This is a genomic window from Kitasatospora sp. NEAU-CNBT7 (assembly GCF_057220535.1).
Map to the genome: position 1 here is coordinate 39841 of NZ_JBXQQB010000041.1, position 22074 is coordinate 61914.

Below are 22074 nucleotides of genomic sequence, written 5' to 3' on the forward strand. Positions count from 1 at the left end.
CGACCCTTGGGGAACCGGTCCACCCCGAGCTACGGTCGTACACATAGCACGTGCACCTGGGTACCGCACTGGAGAGTTCCACGAGCAGGCGGCTTGCCCACCTACCGTCTGGTCCCGATAGCATCCACCGGGACAGCAGCCGTCCCCATATCACCCGATCCCCGCGGTGGCCCCCGTCCAGCGGCCATGCTCTGTCCCTCGGGGCCCGCGACAAAGGTCTTCGATGCCCATCAGCCCGTCCCCTCACACCTCCGTCCAGGACCGCGATGCCCTCGCCGCCCCGACGGCCGGCCGGCGACCCCGCGTGACCATCGCGCGCGGAGCCACCCCCTGGTTCGTCCCCACCCTGGCCACCGCCGCCGTCACCAGCGCTCTCACCAAGCGCAACGGCAAGTGGGCCTTGGCGGCCGTTCCCGCCTGTGCGCTCGGCGCGGGCATGCTGTGGTTCTTCCGCGACCCCGAGCGTGAGATCGGCACCGGCAGAGTGATCTCGCCGGCCGACGGCGTCGTGCAGTCCATCGACGCGTGGCCGGACGGCCGCACCCGCGTCGCGATCTTCATGAGCCCGCTCAACGTGCACGTCAACCGGGCGCCGCTGCCCGGCACCGTGACGTCCGTCGAGCACGTCGCCGGTGGCTTCGTCCCGGCGTTCAACAAGGACAGCGACCGCAACGAGCGCGTCGTGTGGCACTTCGACACCGAGCTCGGCGACATTGAGATGGTGCAGATCGCGGGGGCCGTGGCCCGCCGCATCGTGCCGTACGTCGACGCCGGCACCAAGGTCGAGCAGGGCGACCGGATCGGTCTGATCCGCTTCGGTTCCCGGGTCGACACCTACCTGCCGGCCGGCATCGAGGCCGGTGTCGAGGTCGGCCAGAAGACCACCGCCGGGGTGACACGCCTTGACCGTGACTGATCCTGAGACTCTCGTCGGCCTGAACGAGGACGAGGAGACCGACCTGCGCCGCCGCCGCTGGGCGCGCGACCGCGAGCTGCGGGCCCCCCGTTCGCCCCAGCACCTGTCCACGGCCGACTTCTTGACCCTGGGGAACGCCGTCTGCGGCTTCCTGGCGATCTACTCGATCACCACCGGGGTCCTGATGCCGCACCTGACCGGCGAGTCCAACACGCCGGACAAGCACAGCGCGGCCACGGCCGTGACGCTGCTGCTGATCGGTGCGATGTGCGACCTGTTCGACGGCCTGGTGGCCCGCAAGCTCCGCTCCTCGGCACTGGGCGCGGAGCTGGACAACCTGGCCGACCTGATCAGCTTCGGTATCGCGCCGGCCTACTTCGTCGCGGTCTGGGGCATCGTCTCGCCCGACAGCAACCAGCAGCTCTCGGCCTTCATCGCGCTCACCGTACTGCTCTCGGTGGTGCTGCGGCTGGCCCGGTTCTCGGCCGTGAAGATGCGGCCCGGGATCTTCCAGGGCATGCCCTGCCCGATGGGCGCGATGACGGTGATCGCGATCGTCCTGCTGGACCCGCCGTTCGTGCCGGGTCTGCTGATGATCTTCGGTGTGGCCTACCTGATGGTGAGCCGGATCGAGTACCCGAAGCCGCAGGGCCTGCTGGCGACCGCCACGCTCGCCTGGATCGTGGTCAGCATCGGCTGCCTGGCCGCCTGGGCGGCCGGTCTGCCCGGCGGTGACCCGCTGATGCACATCGGGGCGATCGCCCAGATCACGCTGGCCGCGATGGCGCCGCTGCTGGTCATCCGCCGCAAGGTGGGCCAGAAGGTCGGCGACGTGCGCGCCCGCCGCGCCGAGTCGCGGGGCTGCTGATCACCCTGTAGCACGCACCACCGAAGGGGCCCGGATCCACCAGGATCCGGGCCCCTTCGCCGTGCACGGGGTGCCGTCGCCGGCTACGCGCCGCCGCGGTGGACGCTGAAGGCCGACCTGCGGGCCGCGCGGGCCACCGCCGGGTCCGGGTGCACACCGGCGACCGCCGTGAGCACCGAGGCCGCCCGGGGGTGCCCGGACTGCCGGGCGCGGTTGAACAGCCGGACCGGCTCGCCCGCCGAGGCGCCCTCGACGTGCCCGACCAGCAGCCCGGTCTCGCCGTGGTCGAGCACCGCGGCCGCGGTGTCCACCCAGAGCCAGGCGGCGTCCTCCGCGCCCAGCACATCGGCCGGTGAGACGCCCTCCTCGTCCAGCTGCTCGGCCAGCCACAGCAGCGCGTACGGGCGCAGCACGGCCTCCTCGACCGCGCCGCGGACGGCCGCCTCGGCCGTCCGGCCGGCCACCCGGAGCGCCTCGAAGGCCAGACCGCGCACCAGCGCGTCCTCGCCGCGGGCGGCGTCCAGCAGCTCGGCGACGGCGCGGTCGGCGGGCCGGGCCGCCACCCAGGCGCGGTACTCGGCACGGGCCGGGCCCGGCGAGTAGTCGGCGCAGGCGCTGAGCAGCTCGGGGGCGCTCTGCTCGATGTGCCCGGCGGCGGTCTGCGCGACCGTGCAGATCTCCTCCAGCTTGGCCCGCACCGCCCAGTGCCCGAGCGGGGACAGCTCGGCCGCCTCGTCCCGGCGGGTCAGCGCGCCGACGGCGGCGAGGCCGTCCAGCATCCAGTCGAGCACCGCGGCCACGTCGCCGGCCGAGGGCAGGGTGTCGATCTGCGGTTCGCGGCAGGTGCCGCGGACCGCCGAGACGGCGGAGGCCGCGTGCGGGACCGGCGACAGCGGGCCGGCGCCGACGGCGACCCCGACCCGGCGCTCGTCGAGGCCGCGCTTGAGCAGCTCCAGCAGCTCGCTGTCGGGGACCGGGCCGTCCACCAGGTGGAGGAAGGAGAGCAGCTGCGGGGCCTGGTCGACGGCCTGGCCCGCCAGCACCGCGAACACGCCGCGCATGGCGGCGGGCGGCACGGGGGCGAGCAGCGTCCAGGCGTCGAACAGCGCGGACCAGCCGCGGACCACCGCCTCGTCGTCGTGCTCCCAGGCGTGCAGCCGCCAGCCGGGTCCGGCGCCGCTGTCGCGGAGCTCGACCAGGCCGATCTGCAGCGCCTGCCCCCAGGCCTTGGCGGCGGCACCGACGGTCATGGCGAGGGCCAGCCCGGCCGCCCTGGCGTCGTCGGGCAGCAGCTCGCCGCGCTTGTCGACCTCGCCGAGCTCGCCGGCCCAGCGGGCGACCCGGACCGCGTCGGCGAGCATCCGCCGGGCGAGCGGGGCCAGCTCCGCGGGTGCGGGGAAGCCGTCGGGTACGGGTACCCGGCCCCGCCCGGGCTTGGGCTGGGGGGTACGGCGGCGGGCTGCGGCGGGGCTGCCCTGGATTGCGCTGTCGGCTCGGCGGCCCGTGCCTGGCAGACGGGTCACCGTCGCACCGGTACGGATCGTCGGCGGGAGCGGGGCATCACGGTCGCGCGGGTTCCGAGACGTCACGCCGTGCAGTCTTCCCCTTGTACGGGCGTTCTGTCACATCGGCTGCGGCGCGTCTTTGCGGGGGACGGCCCGGCGGCGGCCCCGGATGCGGGCAAGGGCCCGCAAACCGGGCCGAGGCGACCGCCGTACGCGCCCCGTACACGACAACAACCGGAGGTCCGACCGGCCGGGAGTGGCCGGTTTCAGATCAGCGGGGTGAGCCAGCGCCGCAGGTGCTCCAGATAGCGGTCCGGGTCGGCGTTCCACAGCGCGGCGTGCTCGGCGCCCGGCACCGCGTACAGGCTGACCAGCTGTTCCCGGCGACCGGCGAGCCGTTCGGCGGCCGCCCACGGGGCGATCTCGTCGGAGCGGCTGTGCATCAGCAGGACCGGCACCTGGAGGTCCCGGCCGTCCGCGAGGCGTGCGAAATCGGCCAGGTCGACGCCGGAGCGTCCCTGGGCCGCCAGGGCACCCAGTTCGGCCACCGCGGCCGGTGCCCCGGAGCGCGCCGCACCCCGCCGGGCGGTGGCCGGCCAGTCCAGCACCGGGGAGTCCAGCACCAGCCCGGCCACCGACCCGCGCCAGTCCGAGCGGACCGCCGTCTGCATCGCGATCGTCGCCCCGAGCGACCAGCCGTACAGCACCACCCGGCCCGCGCCGGAGGCCAGCGCCGTGTGGACCGCCGCGTCCACGTCGCGCCACTCCGTCTCGCCGAAGTGCCCGAGGCCGTCCGGCGAGGGCGGCGCGCCCTCGTCACCGCGGTACGTGACGGTGAGCGTCGGCACCCGCAGCGAACGCAGCAGCGGCAGCACCGGCAGCACCTGGCTGCGGTCGGCGCCCGGACCGTGCACCAGGATCACCCAGGTCCCGCGGACCGCGGGGACGTACCAGGCGGGCAGCTCGCCGATCTCCGCGTTCACGGAGGAGTCGACGTACTCGATGCCCAGCGCGGTGAGTGGGTCACCGACGAAGACCCGGGGGGTCATCCGGACCTCGGTGCCGGCGGTGAGGGTGCCGCCGTCGGCCCGCTCCAGGCGCCGGGTGACGGTCTGCACGTCGGTGCGCAGCACGTCGCCGACCACGGCGTGACCGCCGTCCGCCCACTCCAGGGCGTACCGGCCGGGCCGGACCGAGGCGGTGGTCCGGGTCAGCGTGACCTGGCCGGGCCCGAGCGCGTGCACCCGCAGGGAGGTGCCGCCACCGCCGTCGGCGGGCTTCAGCACCCGGTCGGAGACCTTGCGGCCGAGCAGCAGGACCGCGGTCCCGGTCCCGACGACGGCGGCTGCCACGACGGCGGCGGTTTGCCAGCGCATTGTGCTCCCCGGTGTGCTGATCGCGGACCGAAATCGATGCGCTCCCAGTCCACCGTCCGGCCCCGGCCCGGGCCACCGGGCGGGGCCGTTCGAGGGGCCGCGGGCCGGGGCGGCACGCCTCAGATCGGGAGTTCGGTGCGGTGCCGGGACAGCAGTTCCCAGAACCGCGGCGTCGGCAGCTGCCGCGGCTGCTCCTCGGCGGCCGGGGAGGCCGCACCCCAGTGCATCGGCACCTGGTACTCGCCCTGCAGCTCGGCCAGCACCAGCGCCAGCACCTCCTGATCCACCGGCACCAGGCGGGCCACCGGCTTCAGCTGGCCCTGCCACCGGCCCTGCACCACCTGGCGCAGCCGCTGGTCGAGGTCGTCCTGGTGACCGGTGATCCACACCAGGGTGCGCAGCCCGAGCCCGAGCACCCGGGCCAGCGCCCTGGTCTGCTCCGCGTCACCGGCCCAGCGGCCGGTCAGCTCCGCCTTCAGATAGGCCTGCGGGGTGACCCCGATCTGCCGGGCCGCCTGCTCCTGGCCGAGCTCTCGGGCCACCCGGAAGTCCCGCAGGCTCGCCGGGCGGGCACCCATCAGCTGCGCCGGCGGACACCACAGGGCGCGGGCCAACGCGATGAACTCCTCCTCGGAGGGCCGGATGGCACCGCTCTCCCACCCGATCACATGGGCCGGCAGCAGCCGTACCCCGTGGGCGGCCATCCCCTCGGCCACCTGGTCCGGCGTCAGACCGAGACCGGCGCGGTGGGCCCGGGCGGCCGCCGGGGAGAACGGCACCGGGGTGGGGGCGGGCTGTCTTCGTCGCATGGGACCGAAGCTAGGGCCGGGGCCGCCGCCCCCTGTAGCCGCTGAACGCACGAAGCCCCGTTGGACAGATCCACAGTGGACTGGTCGAATCGACAACCGCCCGCCCCGCAGGCGCCCGGCTACTCGGAGGTAGAGACGGCTGACGCCGCGGGGGCCCGCTCCGTACGGGATGCCCGGGAACGCGGGCCGGCCGGCACCCCGGTCGCCGGCGGTCGCCGACCCGGGCTGGGTGCCGCGGCCCGGCCGCGGGCCCCGGTCACGGGCCCGGTGAGCTGGGGTGATGACGTGTGATCAAGCCCTCCGGCGGTCTTGTTGACTCCCGGACGAAGCCCGTGATGGGATCCTTGCGCCATACGGAGGCAAGCAGAGGAAGCCGGTGCGAGTCCGGCGCGGTCCCGCCACTGTCACCGGTCGGCGCCCCCGCAGCGGCGGGCGGTCGCCCGGCCGGGAGCCAGGAGACTCTCACCACCGTTCGTCGATCCAGGGCGCGGACCCTGAGTGAGGACACCTAGCCATGCAGGCTGCCCAGGACCGGGCCACGCCCACCGCGCCGTGCGCCGACTGACCCCCGCCCTGCCCTGGCTGCTGGGCGTCGTCGCCGGCTACCTGGCCGACGCCCGGTACGGCGACCCCCGGCGCGGGCACCCGGTCGCCCTGTTCGGCTCGGCCGCCGGCCGGCTGGAACGGGCCGTCTGGCGCGACCACCGGGCCGTCGGCGCCGCGTACACCGCCGCCTGCGTGGGCACCGTCGCGGCCGGCGCGGTCCTCACCGAACGCACGCTGGGGCGTTCGGCCGCCGGCCGCACCGCGCTGGCCGCCGCCGCCACCTGGACCGTCCTCGGCGGCACCTCCCTCACCCGCGAGGCCCGCACCATCGCCGCCTCCCTCCGGGCCGGCGACCTGACGGCGGCCCGGGAACGGCTGCCGCACCTGTGCGGCCGCGACCCCAGCGCCCTGGACGAGCAGCAACTCGCCCGCGCGGTGGTCGAATCGGTGGCCGAGAACACCGCCGACGCGGTGGTCAACGCCCTCACCTGGGGCGCCCTCGCCGGGACGCCCGGGCTGCTCGCCTTCCGGGCCGTCAACACCCTCGACGCCATGGTCGGGCACCGCTCGGCCCGCCACCGGCGCTTCGGCTGGGCCTCCGCCCGGCTGGACGACGTGGCCGGCTGGCCCGGCGCCCGGCTGACCGCGCTGCTGACCGTCGCCGCGGCGCCGCACCCGCGGACCGCCTGGCAGGTCTGGCGACGGGACGGCTCCGCCCACCCCAGCCCCAACGCGGGCCAGGCCGAGTCGGCGTTCGCGGGCGCCCTCGGCGTACGGCTCGGGGGCACGCTGCACTACGGGACGCGGGTCGAGCACCGGCCGGTGCTCGGTGCGGAGCTCCGGCCGGTGGCGGCCGACGACATCGAACGGGCCTGCCTCCTCTCCCGCCGCGTCGGCGCCCTCGCCCTGGCCACCACCGTCCTCGCCCGCACCGCCTGGACCCTGACCCGCCGCCACCCCCGGGACACCCGATGACCCCCGCAGGCACCACCGCACGGAACCGGGCGAACCGGCCAACCCCCAGGGGCGCCACTACACGGAACGGGGCAACCCCCAGGGGCGCGGGGAACTGCGCGAATCCGGAAGGCACCGCGCCGCACCTCCCGCAGCGCGCAGTTCCCCGCGCCCCCGAAAACGCGCACCTCCAGGACACGAGGACACAGAGCACCGCGCCGCACCTCCCGCAGCGCGCAGTTCCCCGCGCCCCCGAAGAGGCGCACCCCCGTACCGCCGGTGGGCGGGTCGGGGATCCGATGTCGACCGAGGAGTGGTGTGGGCGTGGCTGAGGCGCTGCTGGTGGCCGGGACGACGTCGGATGCCGGGAAGAGTGTGGTGACGGCGGGAATCTGCCGGTGGCTGGCCCGGCAGGGGGTGCGGGTGGCTCCGTTCAAGGCGCAGAACATGTCGCTGAACTCGTTCGTGACCGCCGACGGTGCCGAGATCGGCCGGGCCCAGGCGATGCAGGCGGCCGCCGCCCGGGTGGAGCCGGAGGCGGCGATGAACCCCGTGCTGCTCAAGCCCGGGGCCAACGGCCGTAGCCAGGTCGTGCTGCTCGGCCGGGCCGTCGCCGAGGTCGGCGCCCTGGACTACCGCGACCGCAAGCCCGTCCTGCTGGAACGGGCGCTGGCGTGCCTGGCGGATCTGCGCAGCCGGTACGAGGTGGTGGTGTGCGAGGGCGCCGGGTCGCCCGCCGAGATCAATCTGCGCGACCGGGACATCGCCAACATGGGCCTGGCCACCGCCGCCGGGCTGCCGACCGTGGTGGTCGGGGACATCGACCGCGGCGGGGTGTTCGCGGCGATGTACGGGACGCTGGCGCTGCTGTCCGCCGAGGACCAGCGGCACGTGGCGGGCTGGTTCGTCAACAAGTTCCGCGGCGACGCCCGGCTGCTGGAGCCCGGGCTGGCGATGCTGCGCGAGCTGACCGGCCGTCCGGTGCTGGGCACGCTGCCGATGCTGTCCGGGCTGTGGCTGGACGCCGAGGACTCGCTGGACCTGACCACCGTGGTGGCGCAGGGCGCGGCGAGCGGGCCGGTCGGCGCGGATGTGCTGCGGGTCGCCGTGCTGCGCTTCCCGCGGCTGTCGAACTTCACCGACCTGGATGCGCTGGCCCAGGAGCCTGGGGTGCTGGTGCGCTGGGCGACCCGGCCGGAGGAGCTGGCCGACGCCGATCTGGTGGTGCTGCCCGGTACCCGGTCGACCGTCGCCGACCTGGCGTGGCTGCGCGAGCGCGGACTGGAGGCCCCGGTCCGGGCGCGGGTCGCGGCCGGGCTGCCGGTGCTCGGGGTGTGCGGCGGGTTCCAGATGCTGACCCGGGAGATCACCGACGAGGTGGAGTCCGGGGCCGGTACGGTCGCCGCGCTCGGGCTGCTGCCCGCCCGGGTGGTGTTCGGCGCCGAGAAGGTGCTGGCCCGGCCGGTCGGCGTGGCGTTCGGGGAACCGGTCGAGGGGTACGAGATCCACCACGGGGTGGCCGAGGTGGAGGGCGGCGAGGCGTTCGTCACCGACGGGCACGGGCGGGCGCTGGACGGCTGCCGGGTGGGCCCGGTCTGGGGCACCACCTGGCACGGGGTGCTGGAGAACGACGGGTTCCGGCGCGCGCTGCTGCGCGAGGTGGCGGCGCTGGCGGGGCGGGCCTTCGTTCCCGCGCCTGGCACCTCGTTCGCCGCCGCCCGCGAGGAGCGGCTGGACCGGCTGGGGGACCTGATCGAGGAGCATGCCGACACCGACGCGCTGTGGAAGCTGATCGAGAACGGGGTGCCCGCCGCGGGCAGCCTGCCGTTCGTCCCGCCCGGGGCGCCGTGAACCGCGCCGTCGACCGCTTCCCCCTGAACCTCTGCACCCTGAACCGCGGCACCGTGACAAGTCTGGAGAGTGGCACGAGAGATGAGTGACGTCCGATACCCGTTCACCGCGATCGTCGGCATGGCCGACCTGCGGCTCGGGCTGCTGCTCAACGCCGTCTCCCCGGCGGTCGGCGGGGTGCTGGTGCGCGGCGAGAAGGGCACCGCCAAGTCGACGATGGTGCGGGCGCTGGCCGGACTGCTGCCGTCGATCGCGACCGTGGACGGCTGCCGGTTCGCCTGCGACCCGGCGGCCGTGGACCCGCAGTGCCCGGACGCGCCGCACGGCCTGCCGGGCACCGCGCTGCGCCCGGCGCACCTGGTGGAGCTGCCGGTCGGCGTCTCGGAGGACCGGATCGTCGGTTCGCTGGACCTGGAGCGGGCGCTGGCCGAGGGCGTCAAGGCGTACGAGCCCGGGCTGCTGGCCAAGGCGCACCGCGGGGTGCTGTACATCGACGAGGTGAACCTGCTCCAGGACCACCTGGTGGACCTGCTGCTGGACGCCGCCGCGATGGGCCGTTCGTACGTCGAGCGGGAGGGCGTGTCGGTCCGGCACGCCGCACGGTTCCTGCTGGTCGGGACGATGAACCCGGAGGAGGGCGAGCTGCGTCCGCAGCTGCTCGACCGGTTCGGCCTGACGGTGGAGATCGCCGCCACCCGGGACGCGGCCGAGCGGGCCGAGGTGGTGCGGCGGCGGCTCGCGTACGACGCCGATCCGGCGGCCTTCGCCGTCCGGTTCGCGGACGAGGAGCGGGAGCTGGCCGGACGGATCTCCGCCGCCCGCGCGCTGCTGCCCGAGGTGGAGCTGGGCGATGCGGCGCTGCGTCAGATCACCGCGGTCTGCGCCGCCTTCGAGGTGGACGGCCTGCGGGCGGACATCGTGATGGCGCGCACCGCCGTCGCGCTGGCCGCCTGGGACGGCCGGACCGAGGTCCGGGAGGAGGACGTCCGCAAGGCCGCGCAGCTGGCCCTGCCGCACCGGCGCCGGCGCAACCCGTTCGACGCGCCCGGGCTGGACGAGGAGCAGCTGGACCGCACCCTGGCGGACCACGCCGAACAGCCCGAGGAGCCGGAACAGCCCGAGGACCCGCAGGGCCCGGCGCCGGACGGCGGCCCGGACGGCGACGGTGACGGTGACGGCCCCGACGGCGGCGGTCCGGACGGCGGCGGGCTGCCCGAGCCCGCCGGCCCGCCGCAGGACGGCAGCGCCGCCTCCGGGCCCGCGGACGAGCCGGCCGGCCCGGTGCCGCCCCCGCAGGCGCCCGCGGGCGGCGGCCGGGAGTCCACCCCGGTGGCCGCCGGCGAGCCCTACCGGACCAGGCTGTTCAAGGTGCCGGGGACCGGCCGGGGTGCCCAGGGGCGCCGCTCCCCCGCCGAGACCGACAGCGGGCACACCATCCGGGCCCGCCGCCCGCAGGGCCGGCTCAGCCGGCTGCACCTGGCCGCGACCCTGCAGGCCGCCGCGCCGCACCAGGCGGCGCGCGGCCGGGCGTCCCGGGCGCTGGTGCTGCACAAGGACGACTTCCGGGAGCAGGTGCGCCGCGGCCGGGAGTCCAACCTGGTGCTGTTCGTGGTGGACGCCTCCGGGTCGATGGCGGCCCGGCAGCGGATGACCGCCGTCAAGGGCGCCGTGCTCTCCCTGCTGATGGACGCCTACCAGCGGCGGGACAAGATCGGCATGATCACCTTCCGTGGCGCGGCCGCCGAGCTGGTGCTGCCGCCGACCTCCTCGGTGGAGGTCGGCGCGGCCCGGCTGGAGCAGCTGCCGACCGGCGGCCGCACCCCGCTCGCCGCCGGGCTGCTGCGCGCCCACGAGGTGCTGCGGGTGGAGCGGATGCGCGACCCGCAGCGCCGCCCGCTGTTGGTGGTGGTCACCGACGGCCGGGCCACCGGCGGCCGGGACGCGCTGGCGCTGGCCGGCCGGGCCGCCGGCCTGCTGGCCGCCCAGGGCGCGGCCGCGGTGGTGCTGGACTGCGAGTCGGGCCCGGTCCGGCTCGGTCTGGCGCACACCCTGGCCGCCCAGCTGGGCGGCACCGCCGTCACCTTGGACGAACTGCGGGCCGAGGGCGTCGCCGCCCTGGTCCAGGCCCACCGCTCCGCCGACCACCACGACCGAAAGGCCGCGTGACCCGATGCCCCAGGGAAAGCCCGAGACCGTTCCCGACGACGGCCTGACCACCCGCCAGCGCCGCACCCTGCCGATCACCGCCGTGCACACCGGCCCCGGCAAGGGCAAGTCCACCGCCGCCTTCGGCATGGCCCTGCGGGCCTGGAACCAGGGCTGGCCGATCGGGGTGTTCCAGTTCGTGAAGTCCGCCAAGTGGAAGGTCGGCGAGGAGAACGCGCTGCGCGTGCTCGGCGCCTCCGGCCAGGGCGGCACGGTGGACTGGCACAAGATGGGCGAGGGCTGGTCCTGGGTCCAGCGGTCGGCCGAGATGGAGCAGTCCAGCGAGGAGGCCGCCAAGGAGGGCTGGGAGCAGGTCAAGCGCGACCTCGCCGCCGAGACCTACCGGTTCTACGTGCTGGACGAGTTCACCTACCCGATGCACTGGGGCTGGGTCGACGTGGACGAGGTGGTGGCCGTGCTGAAGGACCGTCCGGGCAGCCAGCACGTGGTGATCACCGGCCGGTACGCCAAGCAGCCGCTGACCGACCTCGCCGACCTGGTCACCGAGATGACCAAGGTCAAGCACCCCATGGACGCCGGCCGCAAGGGCCAGCGCGGGATCGAGTGGTAGGCCGTTGAACATCCCCCGTCTCGTCGTCGCCGCGCCCTCCTCGGGCGCGGGCAAGACCACCGTCGCCACCGGGCTGATGGCCGCGCTGCGCGCCAGGGGCCTGGCCGTCTCCCCGCACAAGGTCGGCCCGGACTACATCGACCCGGGCTACCACGCGCTGGCCGCCGGGCGCCCGGGACGCAACCTGGACGCGTACATGTGCGGACCGCAGCGGATCGCGCCGCTGTTCCTGCACGGTGCGGCCGGGGCGGACGTCGCGGTGGTCGAGGGCGTGATGGGGCTGTTCGACGGCGCCGCCGGGCAGGGCGAACTGGCCTCCACCGCGCACGTCGCCAAACTGCTGCGGGCGCCGGTGGTGCTGGTGGTGGACGCCTCCTCGCAGTCCCGGTCGGTGGCGGCGCTGGTGCACGGCTTCGCCTCCTGGGACCCGGAGGTCCGGCTGGCGGGGGTGATCCTCAACCGGGTCGCCTCCGACCGGCACGAACAGCTGCTGCGCGAGGCGCTGGAGGAGGGGTCGGGCGTTCCGGTGCTCGGCTCGGTGCGGCGGGCGGCTACGGTCGCCACGCCGTCCCGGCACCTGGGGCTGATCCCGGCGGTGGAACGCTCGGCCGAGGCCCTGCGGGCGGTGGCCGACATGGGTGAGCTGATCGGCCGCTCGGTCGACCTGGACGCCGTCCTGGCGCTGGCCCGGACCGCGCCCCCGCTGTCCGACGTGCCCTGGGACCCGGCGCAGGAGGTCGCGGCCGTTCCGGGCCGGCCGCGGATCGCGGTCGCGGGCGGCGCCGCGTTCTCGTTCTCGTACGCGGAGAACTCCGAGCTGCTGACCGCGGCCGGCGCCGAGGTGGTCGCTCTCGACCCGCTGCACGACGGCGAACTGCCGGCGGAGACGGCCGGGTTGGTGATCGGCGGCGGGTTCCCCGAGCTGTACGTCGGCGGGCTGAGCGAGAACGCGCCGCTGCGCTCGGCCATCGCCGCGTTCGCCGCCACGGGCGGGCCGGTGGTCGCCGAGTGCGCCGGACTCCTGTACCTGGGACGGGAGTTGGACGGCAGGCCGATGTGCGGCCTGCTGGACACCAGCGCCCGGATGACCGAACGGCTGACCCTCGGCTACCGGGAGGCCGTCGCCCTCGGTGACAGTCCGCTCGCCGCCGCCGGCACCCGGGTGCGGGGCCACGAGTTCCACCGCACGGTCTGCGAACCGGGCGCCGGCGAGCAGCCCGCCTGGGGCTGGCGCACCCCGGCCGGCCCGCGCACCGAGGGCTTCGTGCACGGCTCGGTGCACGCCTCGTACCTGCATCTGCACTGGGCGGGCGCACCGCAACTGGCCGAGCGGCTGGTGCGGGTGGCCGCGGGCGGCTGAGCCGGGAACGACGGCGCCCGGCCGCTCCGCTCCCCGAGGGGGCAGGCGGCCGGGCGCCGTCGTGCGGTCAGACCGTGCGGGTGTCCGCGCCGCCCTGGACGGTGGCCAGGTCGAGCGCGGTGCGGACGGCCATCGCGGCGCGCGAGACGCCGGGGACGTCGGCGGCGTCCAGCTCGCGTTCGATGACGTCCGGGTCGGAGGAGTTCGCCGCGGCCCGCAGGTGGGTGCTCTCCCGCCGGATCCCGGCGGCCAGATCGGCCACCGGCTGCTTGGCGGCGGGAGCCCAGTGGCCCGCCTCGAGCGCGGCCGCCTCGGTGTCGGCCGCGTCGGCCAGCCGGCCGGCCCAGGCCCGGTAGGCGGCCGGGTCGTCGGCCACCTCCTCCTCGTCCGGGCCGCCGTCGGTGGCGGCGTTGAACGGGGCCACGGCCTTCAGGTAGGCGATCTGGTCCGCGGTCAGGTTGGTCGGGTCGCGGCGCAGCGAACCGGTGCGGTTCCCCTTCGGGAAGGTGTAGACGCAGGTCACCGCGTGGTCGTCGGCCCAGTCCCAGGACGTCTTGCGCGGGTAGTAGTAGTACACGTCGGCGGAGGACGGGACGGCGAGGGTGTCCATCGTGTACCGGCCGCGCTGCTCGTCGCAGAGCTTCTCCGCCCGGTCCTCGATCTCGGTCTCGCCCGGGTAGCTGCCGCCGGGCAGTTCGGAGACGCCGAACACCTCGCCGTAGTGGGCGGTCGAGCACGGCACCGCGGTCACCTCGGTGGCCTGGTCCAGGCGGTCCGGCCGCAGGTAGCAGTCGCCGGGCCGCAGGTCGACCACCTGCACGGTGCCGGAGCCGTTGATCCGGCCGTCCTCGTCGCGGTCGGCGCCGTCGTTCCCGTAGACCACCCCGATGACCACCAGCAGCGCGACCACCACGCCCCACAGGCTGCCCAGCACGATGCCCGCCACGGCCATGCCCCGGCCGCGCTGCTGACGGCGCGGCGCCTTCAGCGCGGCGATGCCGAACGCGATCGCCCCCACCCACAGCAGGCAGCCGAATCCCACGATGCCGAGCACCAGCGAGGTGATGGCGAAGCCGTTCCACCCGGTGAGCGGCGGCGGCCCGGTCCAGCCGCCCCACGCGGGATAGCCGGGGTACTGCTGGGCGTACGGACCCTGGGCGTACGGACCCTGGGGGTACGGTCCGTACGGGTGGGGTCCGTAGGGGTCCGCCGGCTGCTGGTCCGTCGGCTGCCCGCCCGGCGGCTGGGGTTCGGCCGGGGCGTCCGTCGGCGGCGCGAACGCCTTGAGGAGCGGGTCGCCGGGCGCCTCGGTGGCGTCGGCCCCGCTCGGCTGGTTCTGGTCGGACGGAATGGCGCATTCCCCTTCAGGCGCAGGACGGCCGCCGAGCAGACGTGTTCGACGGCTGCGCGAATATAGCGGACGGGTCGTCCACAGAACCACCGCATTGGGGCGGCGGTGCGGACAGGTGCTTCAATGGCCGCGTCGCGGGGCGCCCGTCGAGCCCCCGCCCGATCGGACGGGGGCTCCGGTGAGCCGACTGCACACCTACACCACCACGGTGACCTGGACCGGCGACCTCGGTACCGGGACCAGCGGCTACCGCGCCTACCAGCGGTCACACGAGGTCTCCGCAGACGGACCACCGTCCATCCCCGGCAGCTCGGACCCGGCGTTCCGCGGCGACCCGGCCCGGTGGAACCCCGAACAGCTGCTGCTCGCCTCGCTCTCGCAGTGCCACATGCTCTGGTACCTGCACCTGTGCTCGGCCGGCGGCGTGGTGGTCACCTCGTACCTGGACCGGGCCGAGGGCACGATGGCCGAGACCGCCGAGGGCGGGCACTACACCGGCGCGGTGCTGCGGCCCCGGATCGAGGTGGCCGAGGCGGGGATGGCGGAACGGGCGCTCGCCCTGCACGACGACGCCCACCGGGCCTGCTTCATCGCCAACTCGGTCAACTTCCCGGTCCGGCACGAACCGGTGGTCACGGTCCGCCCCTGACCGCGTGGGCCGGGCGGACCCCCTGACCGCCCGGCAGGGGGTCACCCGCAGGAAGCCTGGATCTCCTCCTCCAGGGCGCCCTGCTGGATCCGGTCCGTCTCCAGCCGGGACTCCAGTTCGGCGATCCGCTGCCGGAGCAGGGCGAGCTGGGCCGGGGTGGTCCCCGGTGAGCCTTCCAGGACGGCGAGTTCGTCGCGCAGTCCGTCCAACTGGCGCTCCTCGGCGGCGATCTCCCGCCTGCCCTCCTTGGCCAGCCGCTTCAGGGTGTCGCAGGCGCTCAGCACCTTGGTCCCGGTCATGGTGTCCGCCTCCACTGCACGCCGGATGGTGGCGGCCGTCCCGGCACTCGCCCCGCACCCCGGCATGGCACGGGAGCCGCAGCCCGCGGCCCGGTGACGGCCGTTTCCCCGAGGATGGTTCGGCGCACGGCGCCGGGAGCGTCGGCACGGCTCCCCGCACGTGCACGCTTCCAGCCTTGCACCGGCCGCGGCCCGCGGCATCCCGGCCGGGACGGGCCCGGCGGCGGCCCGGCCCGCTCAGCCGAGGTACGCCGGGGCGACGGCCGAGGTCATCAGCCGGACGGCCGCGCCGGTGCCGTCGGCGGGGACCGTCCACAGGTCGGAGCCGTAGTCGCCGGGGAGGGCGTAGACCAGGGTGCGGCCGTCCGCCCACAGGGCCTGGTCGTCGATGTTGCGCTGCTCGGCGGTGGCGGTCTCGGTCATGGTGGCGAGGTCGAGCACGTACAGCCGCCAGGGGGCGTCCGGCGAGGCGCCCGCGACCCGCTTCTTGTAGGCGACGCGGGTGCCGTCGGGCGACAGCGAGGGGCACTCGACGTTCTGGTGCAGGGTGGTGAGGGTACGGGCGGCGAGGTCGCCCTGGACCAGGTAGGTCTGGCCGCCGGTGGCCAGGGTGGCGTAGAAGCGGTCGTCGTCGGCGAAGGTGACGCCCCAGATGTTGACGTCACTGGCCCGGTAGGGCTTGCCGTCCTTGACCACGGCGAAGGTCTCCAGGTTGTCCTCCAGCGCCCAGCTGCGGGTGTCCACGATCGCGGTGCGGGTGGAGAAGTCGGTGCCCGCGTACGAGTCGCCGCTGACGAAGACCGTCCAGGCGGCCAGGTGGCCGGAGGGCGAGACCCGGGCCCGGGTGGGGATGCCGGCCGCCGGGAAGTGCCGCAGCTCGTGCAGGTCGGCATCGAGGACCACGGCCCGGTAGGTGTCCTCCAGCGCGCCGTGCTCGGCCTGCAGGCAGATCCCGGTGCCCGCGGCAGCGTGGAAGCGCAGGCACTTGACGCCCGAGACGGTGCGCGGCCCGTCCGGCCGGTCCGCCGGCACCGTGGCGAGCTCGTCGCGGTGCGGACCCCAGGCGAGGTTGCGGACCAGCAGCTGCCGGCCGCCCGCCGCGGGCCGCAGCGCGACGGTGCCGGTGTGCACCGGCGGGCCACCGGCCTGCTCCTGGCCGCGCCGGTCGGAACGGTCGGCGGCGTACAGCACGGCCCCGGTCCCGGTCGCGCCCAGCAGCAGGACGGCGACCAGCAGGATCACCAGACGGGTGGTACGGGTCATCCGGGCTGCTCCAGGTCGTCGGTCGGGCGGCCGTCGGTCGGACGCTCATCGGTCGGGCGGTCCTCGCCCGGCGGGTCGTCGGTGGTGCGCAGGACGGCCGTCGCGGCGACCGCGGCGACGGCCAGCGCGGCGGCGGTGACCGCCAGCGCGGTCCGCCCGCCCCACAGGCTCCAGGCGGCGCCGAACGCCAGCGAGCAGGCGAACCGGGCGAGCGCCTGCCCGGTGCCCACCAGGGCCTGCCCGGCGCCCTGCCGGCCGTCGGGTACCGCGTTGGCGGTGGCGGCGGCGAGCACCCCGTCGGTGGCCGCGTAGAAGGTGCCGTGCAGCAGCAGGACCACGGGCAGCAGCGGCGCCCCGCGCACGGGCGAGAGGATCAGCGCGTAGCCGAGCAGCAGGACGCCGTGCCCGGCCAGGAACAGCCGGCGGCGGCCGATCCGGTCGGCCAGCGCCCCCAGCGGCACCGCCAGCAGCAGGAAGGTCGCGGCGGTCCCGAGCGGCAGCAGCGGGAACAGCGCGGTGGACAGGTGCAGTTCGCGCTGGAGCAGCAGGTACAGGAAGGAGTCGCTGACGGTGGTCAGGCCCAGCAGGACCGCGCACACGGTGAGCCGGCGCAGCTGCGGGCGGCGCAGCAGGGCGAGCGAGTCGCGCAGGGTGGGGGGCGGCTGCGGGCCCGGGTCCGGGCGCTGGGCCGGGTCCTCGGCGCCGTCGCCGACCGGACGGGCGATCCGCGGCGGCACGAACAGCACCAGGACCAGCACGCCGAGCGCCGCGACGCAGCCGCTGACCGCGAACACCGCGCCGTAGCCGCTGCGTTCACCGCTCTCGGCGGACATCGGGCCGCCCGCGAACCGCAGCACCGCGAAGGCGGCGAGCGGGCCGATCAGGGCGCCGGTGGTGTCCATGGCACGGTGCACGCCGAAGGCGCGGCCGCGGTGCTCGGGCCGGGTGGCCAGCGAGATCATCGCGTCCCGGGGGGCGGTCCGCAGGCCCTTGCCGGTGCGGTCGACGGCCAGCACCGCGCCGATCAGCGGCAGGCTGTGGGCGAGCAGCAGCAGGGGTTTGCAGAGCGCGGACAGCCCGTAGCCGGCGGCGGCCACCATCTTGTGGCGGCGGCCGCCGCGGTCGGCGAGGTGCCCGCCGGCCAGGCGGACGACCGCTCCGACACCGTTGTTGATGCCGTCCAGCAGGCCGAAGCCGAGCGGGGACAGGCCGAGCGTCGCCACCACGTACAGCGGCAGCACGGCGGTGACCATCTCCGAGGAGATGTCGGTGATCAGGCTGACCGCACCGAGGGCGACCACCGTGCCGGGCACGGCGGGCGTCCGGCGGCCCGGCGGCGGGCCGGGCGGCCGGGGCCCACGCCCCGGGCTGCTGCCCGGGGCGTGGGCCGGCTTGGCGCTGCGCGAGTCCGCGAGGTACACGGGTGTCAGTTCCAGATGCCGGTGAGGTCGGAGGCGGAGGCGGCGTTGCCCGCGTGCGCGGACAGGCCGGCCAGGTCCTCCAGGGTGCGCAGCACGTTGTAGTGGTTGTAGGTGGTGCTGCTGGAGCTGCCCGGGGTGACGTGCTGGCCGTACAGGACGGTCGGGATGCGGTTGCCGGACAGCTTGTTGTCCTCGTCGAAGGTGACGACCAGGATGCTGTTGTGGGTCTGGGCCCAGGTGGCGTACGCGCCCAGGTTGTTCTTGATCCAGGTGTCGCCGGTGGAGACCGAGCAGTCGTGCATGTCGCTGCACAGGTTCGGCACCACGAAGGACACCTTGGGCAGCGTGGTGTAGTCGGTGGGGAACTGCGTCATGGTCTTGGCGGTGTTGGTCGGCACGTTGGAGAAGCCGAACCACGGGTTGTGCTTCTGCGCGTACTTGCCGCTGCTGCAGACGGTCGAGCCCTGGCTGGGCAGGGTCTCGTTGTAGCTGGCCCAGGTCTTGCCCGCGGCGATCAGCTCGGAGGCCAGGTTGGGCGCCGAGATCGAGCCGACGCCGACGCAGCCGTCGTCGGTGCGGCCCTGGTTGGAGCCCGAGAACAGCATGTAGTAGTTGGGCTCACTGGGGTGGGTGAGGCCGTAGGACTGGGTGAGGCTGGCGCCGCCGGCCTTCAGGGTGTTGTTCAGGTAGGGGGCGCTGGAGCTGCCGATCACCTGGGTGTAGGCGTGGTTCTCCATCACCACGACGACCACGTGGTCGGGGGCGGGCAGGGCCGCGGCCTGCGCGGTCGAGCCGGTGGCGGCCCACAGGCCGGCGGAGGTGGCGGCGAGGGCGACGGCCCCGGCCAGCGCGGTGAGGGAGCGGCGGTTGCGCTTGGGCGCCTGGTCGGCGGTCATGACTGTCCTCCGGACAGAAGTGACGGGCGTGCGAGCGGATTTGGAGCGCCGCAACCCTAGGGGGGAGCCGGTGGACTCGGCCGCGCCCCGGACATGAAGAACAGGCGAACGCTCCCCACCCACTTGTCGTGCACGGGGCAGATCCGGCCAGCCGGCCACCCCCGGGGCGCGGCGAAACTCACAGGCCCGCCGATTGACCCGCCCGTCACCCCCGTGGTGGGATTTCGACGCCGATGACCAGGCGTTTTCGAGAAGGGCGGACCCGGTGGAGGGACCCTCACTGACCGTCGGCCTCGGCGCCCGCCGCGGCGTCAGCTCCGCGGAGGTGCTCGCCCTGGTCGACTCGGTGCTCGCCGAGGCCGGCCGCGCCCGGCACGAGATCGTCCGGCTCGCCACCCTCGACGCGCGCACCGCCGAGCCCGGCCTCGCCGCCGCCGCCGCCGAACTCGGCGTGCCGCTGACCGGCCACCCCGCCGAGGAGCTGGCCCGGGTGCCGGTACCGCACCCGTCCGCCGCCGCGCTGGCCGCCGTCGGCACCCCGGGCGTCGCGGAGGCCGCGGCGCTGCTCGGCTCCGGCGGCACCCTGCTGGTCACCAAGCGCAGATCGGCGCTGGCCACAGCCGCCCTCGCCGCGCCCGGCGGGCCGGCCGAACCCGACCTGCGGCACCACGGCGACGCCGAGGTCCGCACCCCCGGGCTGGTCGACCTGGCCGTCAACGTCCGTACCGGCACCCCGCCGAGGTGGCTGCGCGAGCACCTCGCCGGCACCCTCGGCGCCCTCGCCGCCTACCCCGACCAGCGGGCCGCGCGCGCCGCCGTGGCCGCCCGGCACGGCCGGCCGGTCGAGGAGGTCCTGCTGACCGCCGGCGCCGCCGAGGCCTTCGTGCTGCTGGCCCGGGTCCTGGCGCCGCGTCACGCCGTCGTGGTGCACCCGCAGTTCACCGAGCCCGAGGCCGCCCTGCGGGACGCCGGGCACACCGTGCACCGGGCGCTGCTCACCGCCGCGGACGGCTTCCGGCTGCGGCCCGGCGCCGTCCCCGAGCAGGCCGACCTGGTGGTGGTCGGCAACCCGACCAACCCCACCTCCGTGCTGCACCCGGCCGCCGCGCTGACCGCGCTGGCCGGGCCCGGGCGGACCCTGGTGGTCGACGAGGCCTTCATGGACACCGACCCGGGCGAGCGGGAGTCGCTGGCGGCGGTGCGCGAACTGCCCGGGCAGGTGGTGGTCCTGCGCAGCCTCACCAAGACCTGGGGCCTGGCGGGGCTGCGGATCGGCTACGTGCTCGGCCCGGCCGGGCTGATCGCCGAACTCGCCGCCGCCCAGCCGCTGTGGCCGGTCTCCTCGCCCGCGCTGGCCGCCGCCGAGATCTGCAGCGCACCCGCCGCGCTGGCCGAGGCGGACCGGGCCGCGGTCACCACCGCCGCCCACCGCGACCACCTGCTGCGCGGCCTGGCGTCGATGCCGGGGGTCCGGGTGCACGGCGCGCCGGCCGCCTCGTTCGTCCTGGTCGAGCTGGACGGCGCGGCCGCCGTCCGGGAACGGCTGCGGGCCGACGGGTTCGCCGTCCGCCGCGGCGACACCTTCCCCGGGCTCGGGCCCGACTGGCTGCGGATCGCGGTCCGCGACCCGGCCACCACCGACCGGTTCCTGGCGGCCCTGACCCGCGCCGTGGCCGGGCCCTGACCGGACGGGCACCGACCGGACGGGCCGCGGGCCGGACGGGCACCGACCCGGCAGGCCGCGGGCCGGGTCAGTCGAACCTGACCGCGTCCCCCCGGCCGACCGGCCCCGGCCGCAGCACCTCGGCGTACACCCCGGCGCACGGCAGCGGGCCGAGCCCGGCCAGCGGCTCGATCCGGTTGTGCCGGGCGGGGACCCGCAGGGCGTCGGGGTCGCGCGGCAGGGCGCCGTGCGCGAGGGTGGGCACCGCGCAGCGCGGGGTCGCCAGCAGCACCCGGACCCGCAGCCGCGGGCCGATCCGCAGGCACCGGCCGACCCAGGAGTTCTCCAGGAAGCCCTCGGCGGGGCCGGTGTCGATCACCAGGTTGGGCCGGTAGCGGGCGGCCTCGACGGTGCCGCGCGGGGCGAGCCGGGCGATCCCGTCCAGCGTCGCGGTGGTCAGCAGGTGCAGCGGGGCGTGGTCGAAGAAGGTACCGGGCGGCGCGGCGGAGGCGAACGCGTGGACGGTGTGGTCCACCTCGGCGTCGGCGCCGAGCCGCAGCACCTCCTCGGGCACGGCCCGCTCCAGGACGGCGCCCGGCGGACGGTGGCCGATCAGCGCCACCGGGCGGCCCAGCCGCTCCGACAGCACGCGGCCGGTCTTCGGGTCGTCCCCGTCCAGGACCTGACCGTCGGGGCCGTGGATCCGTACCCCCGTACCGGTGTGCACGGCCGCGTGGGCCAGCAGCCGCTGCCACAGCCGCGGCTGCTTGGCGCTGGCGATCCGGCCGGTGGCGGCGTCCAGCAGGGCGAGCGTCCGGTCCCCGGCCAGGCCGCGCTCGGTGACCAGGCCCTCGGGGATCTCCTCGCCCAGCATCGACTTGACCGGGTAGCGGTGCAGGGACCGGACGGTGCCCGGGCTCACCCGTCGGCCCCGGGGGCGCCGGCCCCGGCGAGGGTGCCCGCCCAGTCGGCGAGCAGCGCGAAGTCGGCCGGCCGCAGCCCGGTCCGGTGGTCGACGAGCAGGGTCAGCGCCGGGGCGGGGTGGTGGGCGGCGATCCACGCGGTGTCCCGCGGGGTCAGCTCGTCGTCCACCCAGGCGAACGGCCGGCCCGCCGCCCAGGCGACCAGGTGGCGGGTCTTCCAGTGCAGGTCGTCCGGGTCGCCGTGGTGCATGGACGGCCAGTCGATGTACGGGAGTTCGGGCAGGCCGAGGAGCGGCGCGAGGTGCTCGCCGGCCTCGCCCTTCCAGGTGGTCGCCCAGACCAGGTCGTACGGCAGCGCCAGCAGCGCCGGGCCGTGCTCCGGGTGCAGCCACACCCGCAGCGGCTTGGCGGACCCGGGTGCACGGTCGGTCTGCCGGGCGATCCAGGAGGCGGGCCTGACCCGGTGGGTGAGGTAGCCCGCGGGGCGGCGGTGCGGCTTCGCCGTGTACGGGTTCAGCGGCCCGTCGACGTCGAGCAGCAGCAGCGGCCGCGGGCCGGGCCCGGGCTGCGGTGCGGATGGCATGGCGGTACCGACCCCCTCGTGGCTGTGCCCGGATTCTCCGGCACACCCGGCGGCCGCGCCAACGG

19 protein-coding genes and 1 riboswitch are annotated in these 22074 nt (G+C 75.7%); of the genes, 9 read left to right on the forward strand and 10 right to left on the reverse strand.

Features of this window, described 5'->3' with window-relative positions; translation table 11 throughout:
- Positions 1-223 precede the first annotated feature (223 nt).
- A complete protein-coding gene (locus AC2TEW_RS34115; RefSeq protein ID WP_033817845.1) occupies positions 224-916 on the forward strand; it encodes a phosphatidylserine decarboxylase in 693 nt (230 codons plus the stop codon).
- Positions 903-1784, forward strand: a complete 882-nt coding sequence (locus AC2TEW_RS34120) for a CDP-alcohol phosphatidyltransferase family protein (RefSeq protein WP_033817846.1) — start codon at positions 903-905, stop codon at positions 1782-1784. Before AC2TEW_RS34115 ends, AC2TEW_RS34120 begins: the two co-directional genes overlap by 14 nt.
- An 83-nt stretch (positions 1785-1867) precedes the next feature.
- On the opposite strand, the gene AC2TEW_RS34125 is transcribed toward AC2TEW_RS34120, so the two are convergent.
- The 3 genes from AC2TEW_RS34125 to AC2TEW_RS34135 all read right to left on the reverse strand — a co-directional run bounded on the left by AC2TEW_RS34125 (position 1868) and on the right by AC2TEW_RS34135 (position 5474).
- A complete protein-coding gene (locus AC2TEW_RS34125) occupies positions 1868-3298 on the reverse strand; it encodes a hypothetical protein (RefSeq protein WP_484627168.1) in 1431 nt (476 codons plus the stop codon).
- 257 nt (positions 3299-3555) lie between these two features.
- Positions 3556-4665 (reverse strand): alpha/beta hydrolase, encoded by a 1110-nt coding sequence (locus AC2TEW_RS34130; RefSeq protein ID WP_484627145.1) that lies wholly within the window; start codon positions 4663-4665, stop codon positions 3556-3558.
- A gap of 119 nt (positions 4666-4784) precedes the next feature.
- Positions 4785-5474, reverse strand: coding sequence for a helix-turn-helix domain-containing protein (locus tag AC2TEW_RS34135; protein ID WP_484627146.1), 690 nt, complete (start codon positions 5472-5474; stop codon positions 4785-4787).
- A 340-nt stretch (positions 5475-5814) separates the two neighbouring features.
- A riboswitch (cobalamin riboswitch) is annotated at positions 5815-5958 on the forward strand.
- A gap of 68 nt (positions 5959-6026) precedes the next feature.
- Between AC2TEW_RS34135 and AC2TEW_RS34140 the strand changes: the two genes are divergently transcribed.
- From AC2TEW_RS34140 to AC2TEW_RS34160, 5 genes are all read left to right on the forward strand, one after another.
- Complete coding sequence (locus AC2TEW_RS34140) at positions 6027-6995, forward strand: cobalamin biosynthesis protein (protein WP_484627147.1); 969 nt, start codon at positions 6027-6029, stop codon at positions 6993-6995.
- A 303-nt stretch (positions 6996-7298) separates the two neighbouring features.
- Positions 7299-8825 carry a cobyric acid synthase gene (locus tag AC2TEW_RS34145; protein WP_484627148.1) on the forward strand — a complete coding sequence of 509 codons (1527 nt, stop codon included), beginning with the start codon at positions 7299-7301 and terminating at the stop codon, positions 8823-8825.
- Between the two features lie 81 nt (positions 8826-8906).
- Complete coding sequence (locus tag AC2TEW_RS34150) at positions 8907-10991, forward strand: putative cobaltochelatase (RefSeq protein WP_484627149.1); 2085 nt, start codon at positions 8907-8909, stop codon at positions 10989-10991.
- 4 nt (positions 10992-10995) lie between these two features.
- Positions 10996-11601 (forward strand): cob(I)yrinic acid a,c-diamide adenosyltransferase, encoded by a 606-nt coding sequence (gene cobO, locus AC2TEW_RS34155; protein ID WP_484627150.1) that lies wholly within the window; start codon positions 10996-10998, stop codon positions 11599-11601.
- A 4-nt stretch (positions 11602-11605) separates the two neighbouring features.
- The gene (locus AC2TEW_RS34160; protein ID WP_484627151.1) at positions 11606-12961 is read left to right on the forward strand and encodes a cobyrinic acid a,c-diamide synthase CobB; all 1356 of its coding nucleotides are present in this window, start codon (positions 11606-11608) and stop codon (positions 12959-12961) included.
- A gap of 67 nt (positions 12962-13028) precedes the next feature.
- On the opposite strand, the gene AC2TEW_RS34165 is transcribed toward AC2TEW_RS34160, so the two are convergent.
- Entirely contained in the window at positions 13029-14402 is a 1374-nt protein-coding gene (locus AC2TEW_RS34165; protein ID WP_484627152.1) for a DUF4190 domain-containing protein, read from the reverse strand.
- A gap of 88 nt (positions 14403-14490) precedes the next feature.
- Between AC2TEW_RS34165 and AC2TEW_RS34170 the strand changes: the two genes are divergently transcribed.
- Positions 14491-14961 carry an OsmC family protein gene (locus AC2TEW_RS34170; protein WP_484627153.1) on the forward strand — a complete coding sequence of 157 codons (471 nt, stop codon included), beginning with the start codon at positions 14491-14493 and terminating at the stop codon, positions 14959-14961.
- A gap of 41 nt (positions 14962-15002) precedes the next feature.
- Here AC2TEW_RS34170 and AC2TEW_RS34175 read toward each other — a convergent pair whose 3' ends face one another.
- The 4 genes from AC2TEW_RS34175 to AC2TEW_RS34190 all read right to left on the reverse strand — a co-directional run bounded on the left by AC2TEW_RS34175 (position 15003) and on the right by AC2TEW_RS34190 (position 18840).
- On the reverse strand, positions 15003-15260 hold the full coding sequence (locus AC2TEW_RS34175) for a hypothetical protein (RefSeq protein ID WP_484627154.1): 258 nt from the start codon (positions 15258-15260) through the stop codon (positions 15003-15005).
- Positions 15261-15497: 237 nt separating this feature from the next.
- Positions 15498-16523, reverse strand: coding sequence for a TolB family protein (locus tag AC2TEW_RS34180; protein WP_484627155.1), 1026 nt, complete (start codon positions 16521-16523; stop codon positions 15498-15500).
- Complete coding sequence (locus tag AC2TEW_RS34185; protein WP_484627156.1) at positions 16520-17944, reverse strand: MFS transporter; 1425 nt, start codon at positions 17942-17944, stop codon at positions 16520-16522. Before AC2TEW_RS34185 ends, AC2TEW_RS34180 begins: the two co-directional genes overlap by 4 nt.
- A gap of 5 nt (positions 17945-17949) precedes the next feature.
- Positions 17950-18840 carry an alkaline phosphatase family protein gene (locus AC2TEW_RS34190; protein ID WP_484627157.1) on the reverse strand — a complete coding sequence of 297 codons (891 nt, stop codon included), beginning with the start codon at positions 18838-18840 and terminating at the stop codon, positions 17950-17952.
- Positions 18841-19105: 265 nt separating this feature from the next.
- Here AC2TEW_RS34190 and cobC point away from each other — a divergent pair, with 265 nt between their 5' ends.
- A complete protein-coding gene (cobC, locus tag AC2TEW_RS34195) occupies positions 19106-20524 on the forward strand; it encodes an Rv2231c family histidinol phosphate aminotransferase CobC (protein WP_484627158.1) in 1419 nt (472 codons plus the stop codon).
- Positions 20525-20591: 67 nt separating this feature from the next.
- Here the strand turns inward: cobC and AC2TEW_RS34200 are convergent, their stop codons facing one another.
- The gene (locus AC2TEW_RS34200; RefSeq protein ID WP_484627159.1) at positions 20592-21425 is read right to left on the reverse strand and encodes an MOSC domain-containing protein; all 834 of its coding nucleotides are present in this window, start codon (positions 21423-21425) and stop codon (positions 20592-20594) included.
- Positions 21422-22009 carry an HAD domain-containing protein gene (locus AC2TEW_RS34205; RefSeq protein WP_484627160.1) on the reverse strand — a complete coding sequence of 196 codons (588 nt, stop codon included), beginning with the start codon at positions 22007-22009 and terminating at the stop codon, positions 21422-21424. The genes AC2TEW_RS34200 and AC2TEW_RS34205 overlap by 4 nt, the downstream gene beginning before the upstream one ends.
- Positions 22010-22074 lie beyond the last annotated feature (65 nt).

Excerpts from the sequence above, each read along its gene's own strand:
- AC2TEW_RS34115 (WP_033817845.1), top strand. The coding sequence starts at position 224 with ATGCCCATCAGCCCGTCCCCTCACACCTCCGTCCAGGACCGCGATGCC.
- AC2TEW_RS34130 (WP_484627145.1), bottom strand. The coding sequence starts at position 4,665 with ATGCGCTGGCAAACCGCCGCCGTCGTGGCAGCCGCCGTCGTCGGGACC.
- AC2TEW_RS34135 (WP_484627146.1), bottom strand. The coding sequence starts at position 5,474 with ATGCGACGAAGACAGCCCGCCCCCACCCCGGTGCCGTTCTCCCCGGCG.
- AC2TEW_RS34150 (WP_484627149.1), top strand. The coding sequence starts at position 8,907 with ATGAGTGACGTCCGATACCCGTTCACCGCGATCGTCGGCATGGCCGAC.
- cobO (WP_484627150.1), top strand. The coding sequence starts at position 10,996 with ATGCCCCAGGGAAAGCCCGAGACCGTTCCCGACGACGGCCTGACCACC.
- AC2TEW_RS34175 (WP_484627154.1), bottom strand. The coding sequence starts at position 15,260 with ATGACCGGGACCAAGGTGCTGAGCGCCTGCGACACCCTGAAGCGGCTG.
- AC2TEW_RS34180 (WP_484627155.1), bottom strand. The coding sequence starts at position 16,523 with ATGACCCGTACCACCCGTCTGGTGATCCTGCTGGTCGCCGTCCTGCTG.
- AC2TEW_RS34190 (WP_484627157.1), bottom strand. The coding sequence starts at position 18,840 with ATGACCGCCGACCAGGCGCCCAAGCGCAACCGCCGCTCCCTCACCGCG.
- AC2TEW_RS34205 (WP_484627160.1), bottom strand. The coding sequence starts at position 22,009 with ATGCCATCCGCACCGCAGCCCGGGCCCGGCCCGCGGCCGCTGCTGCTG.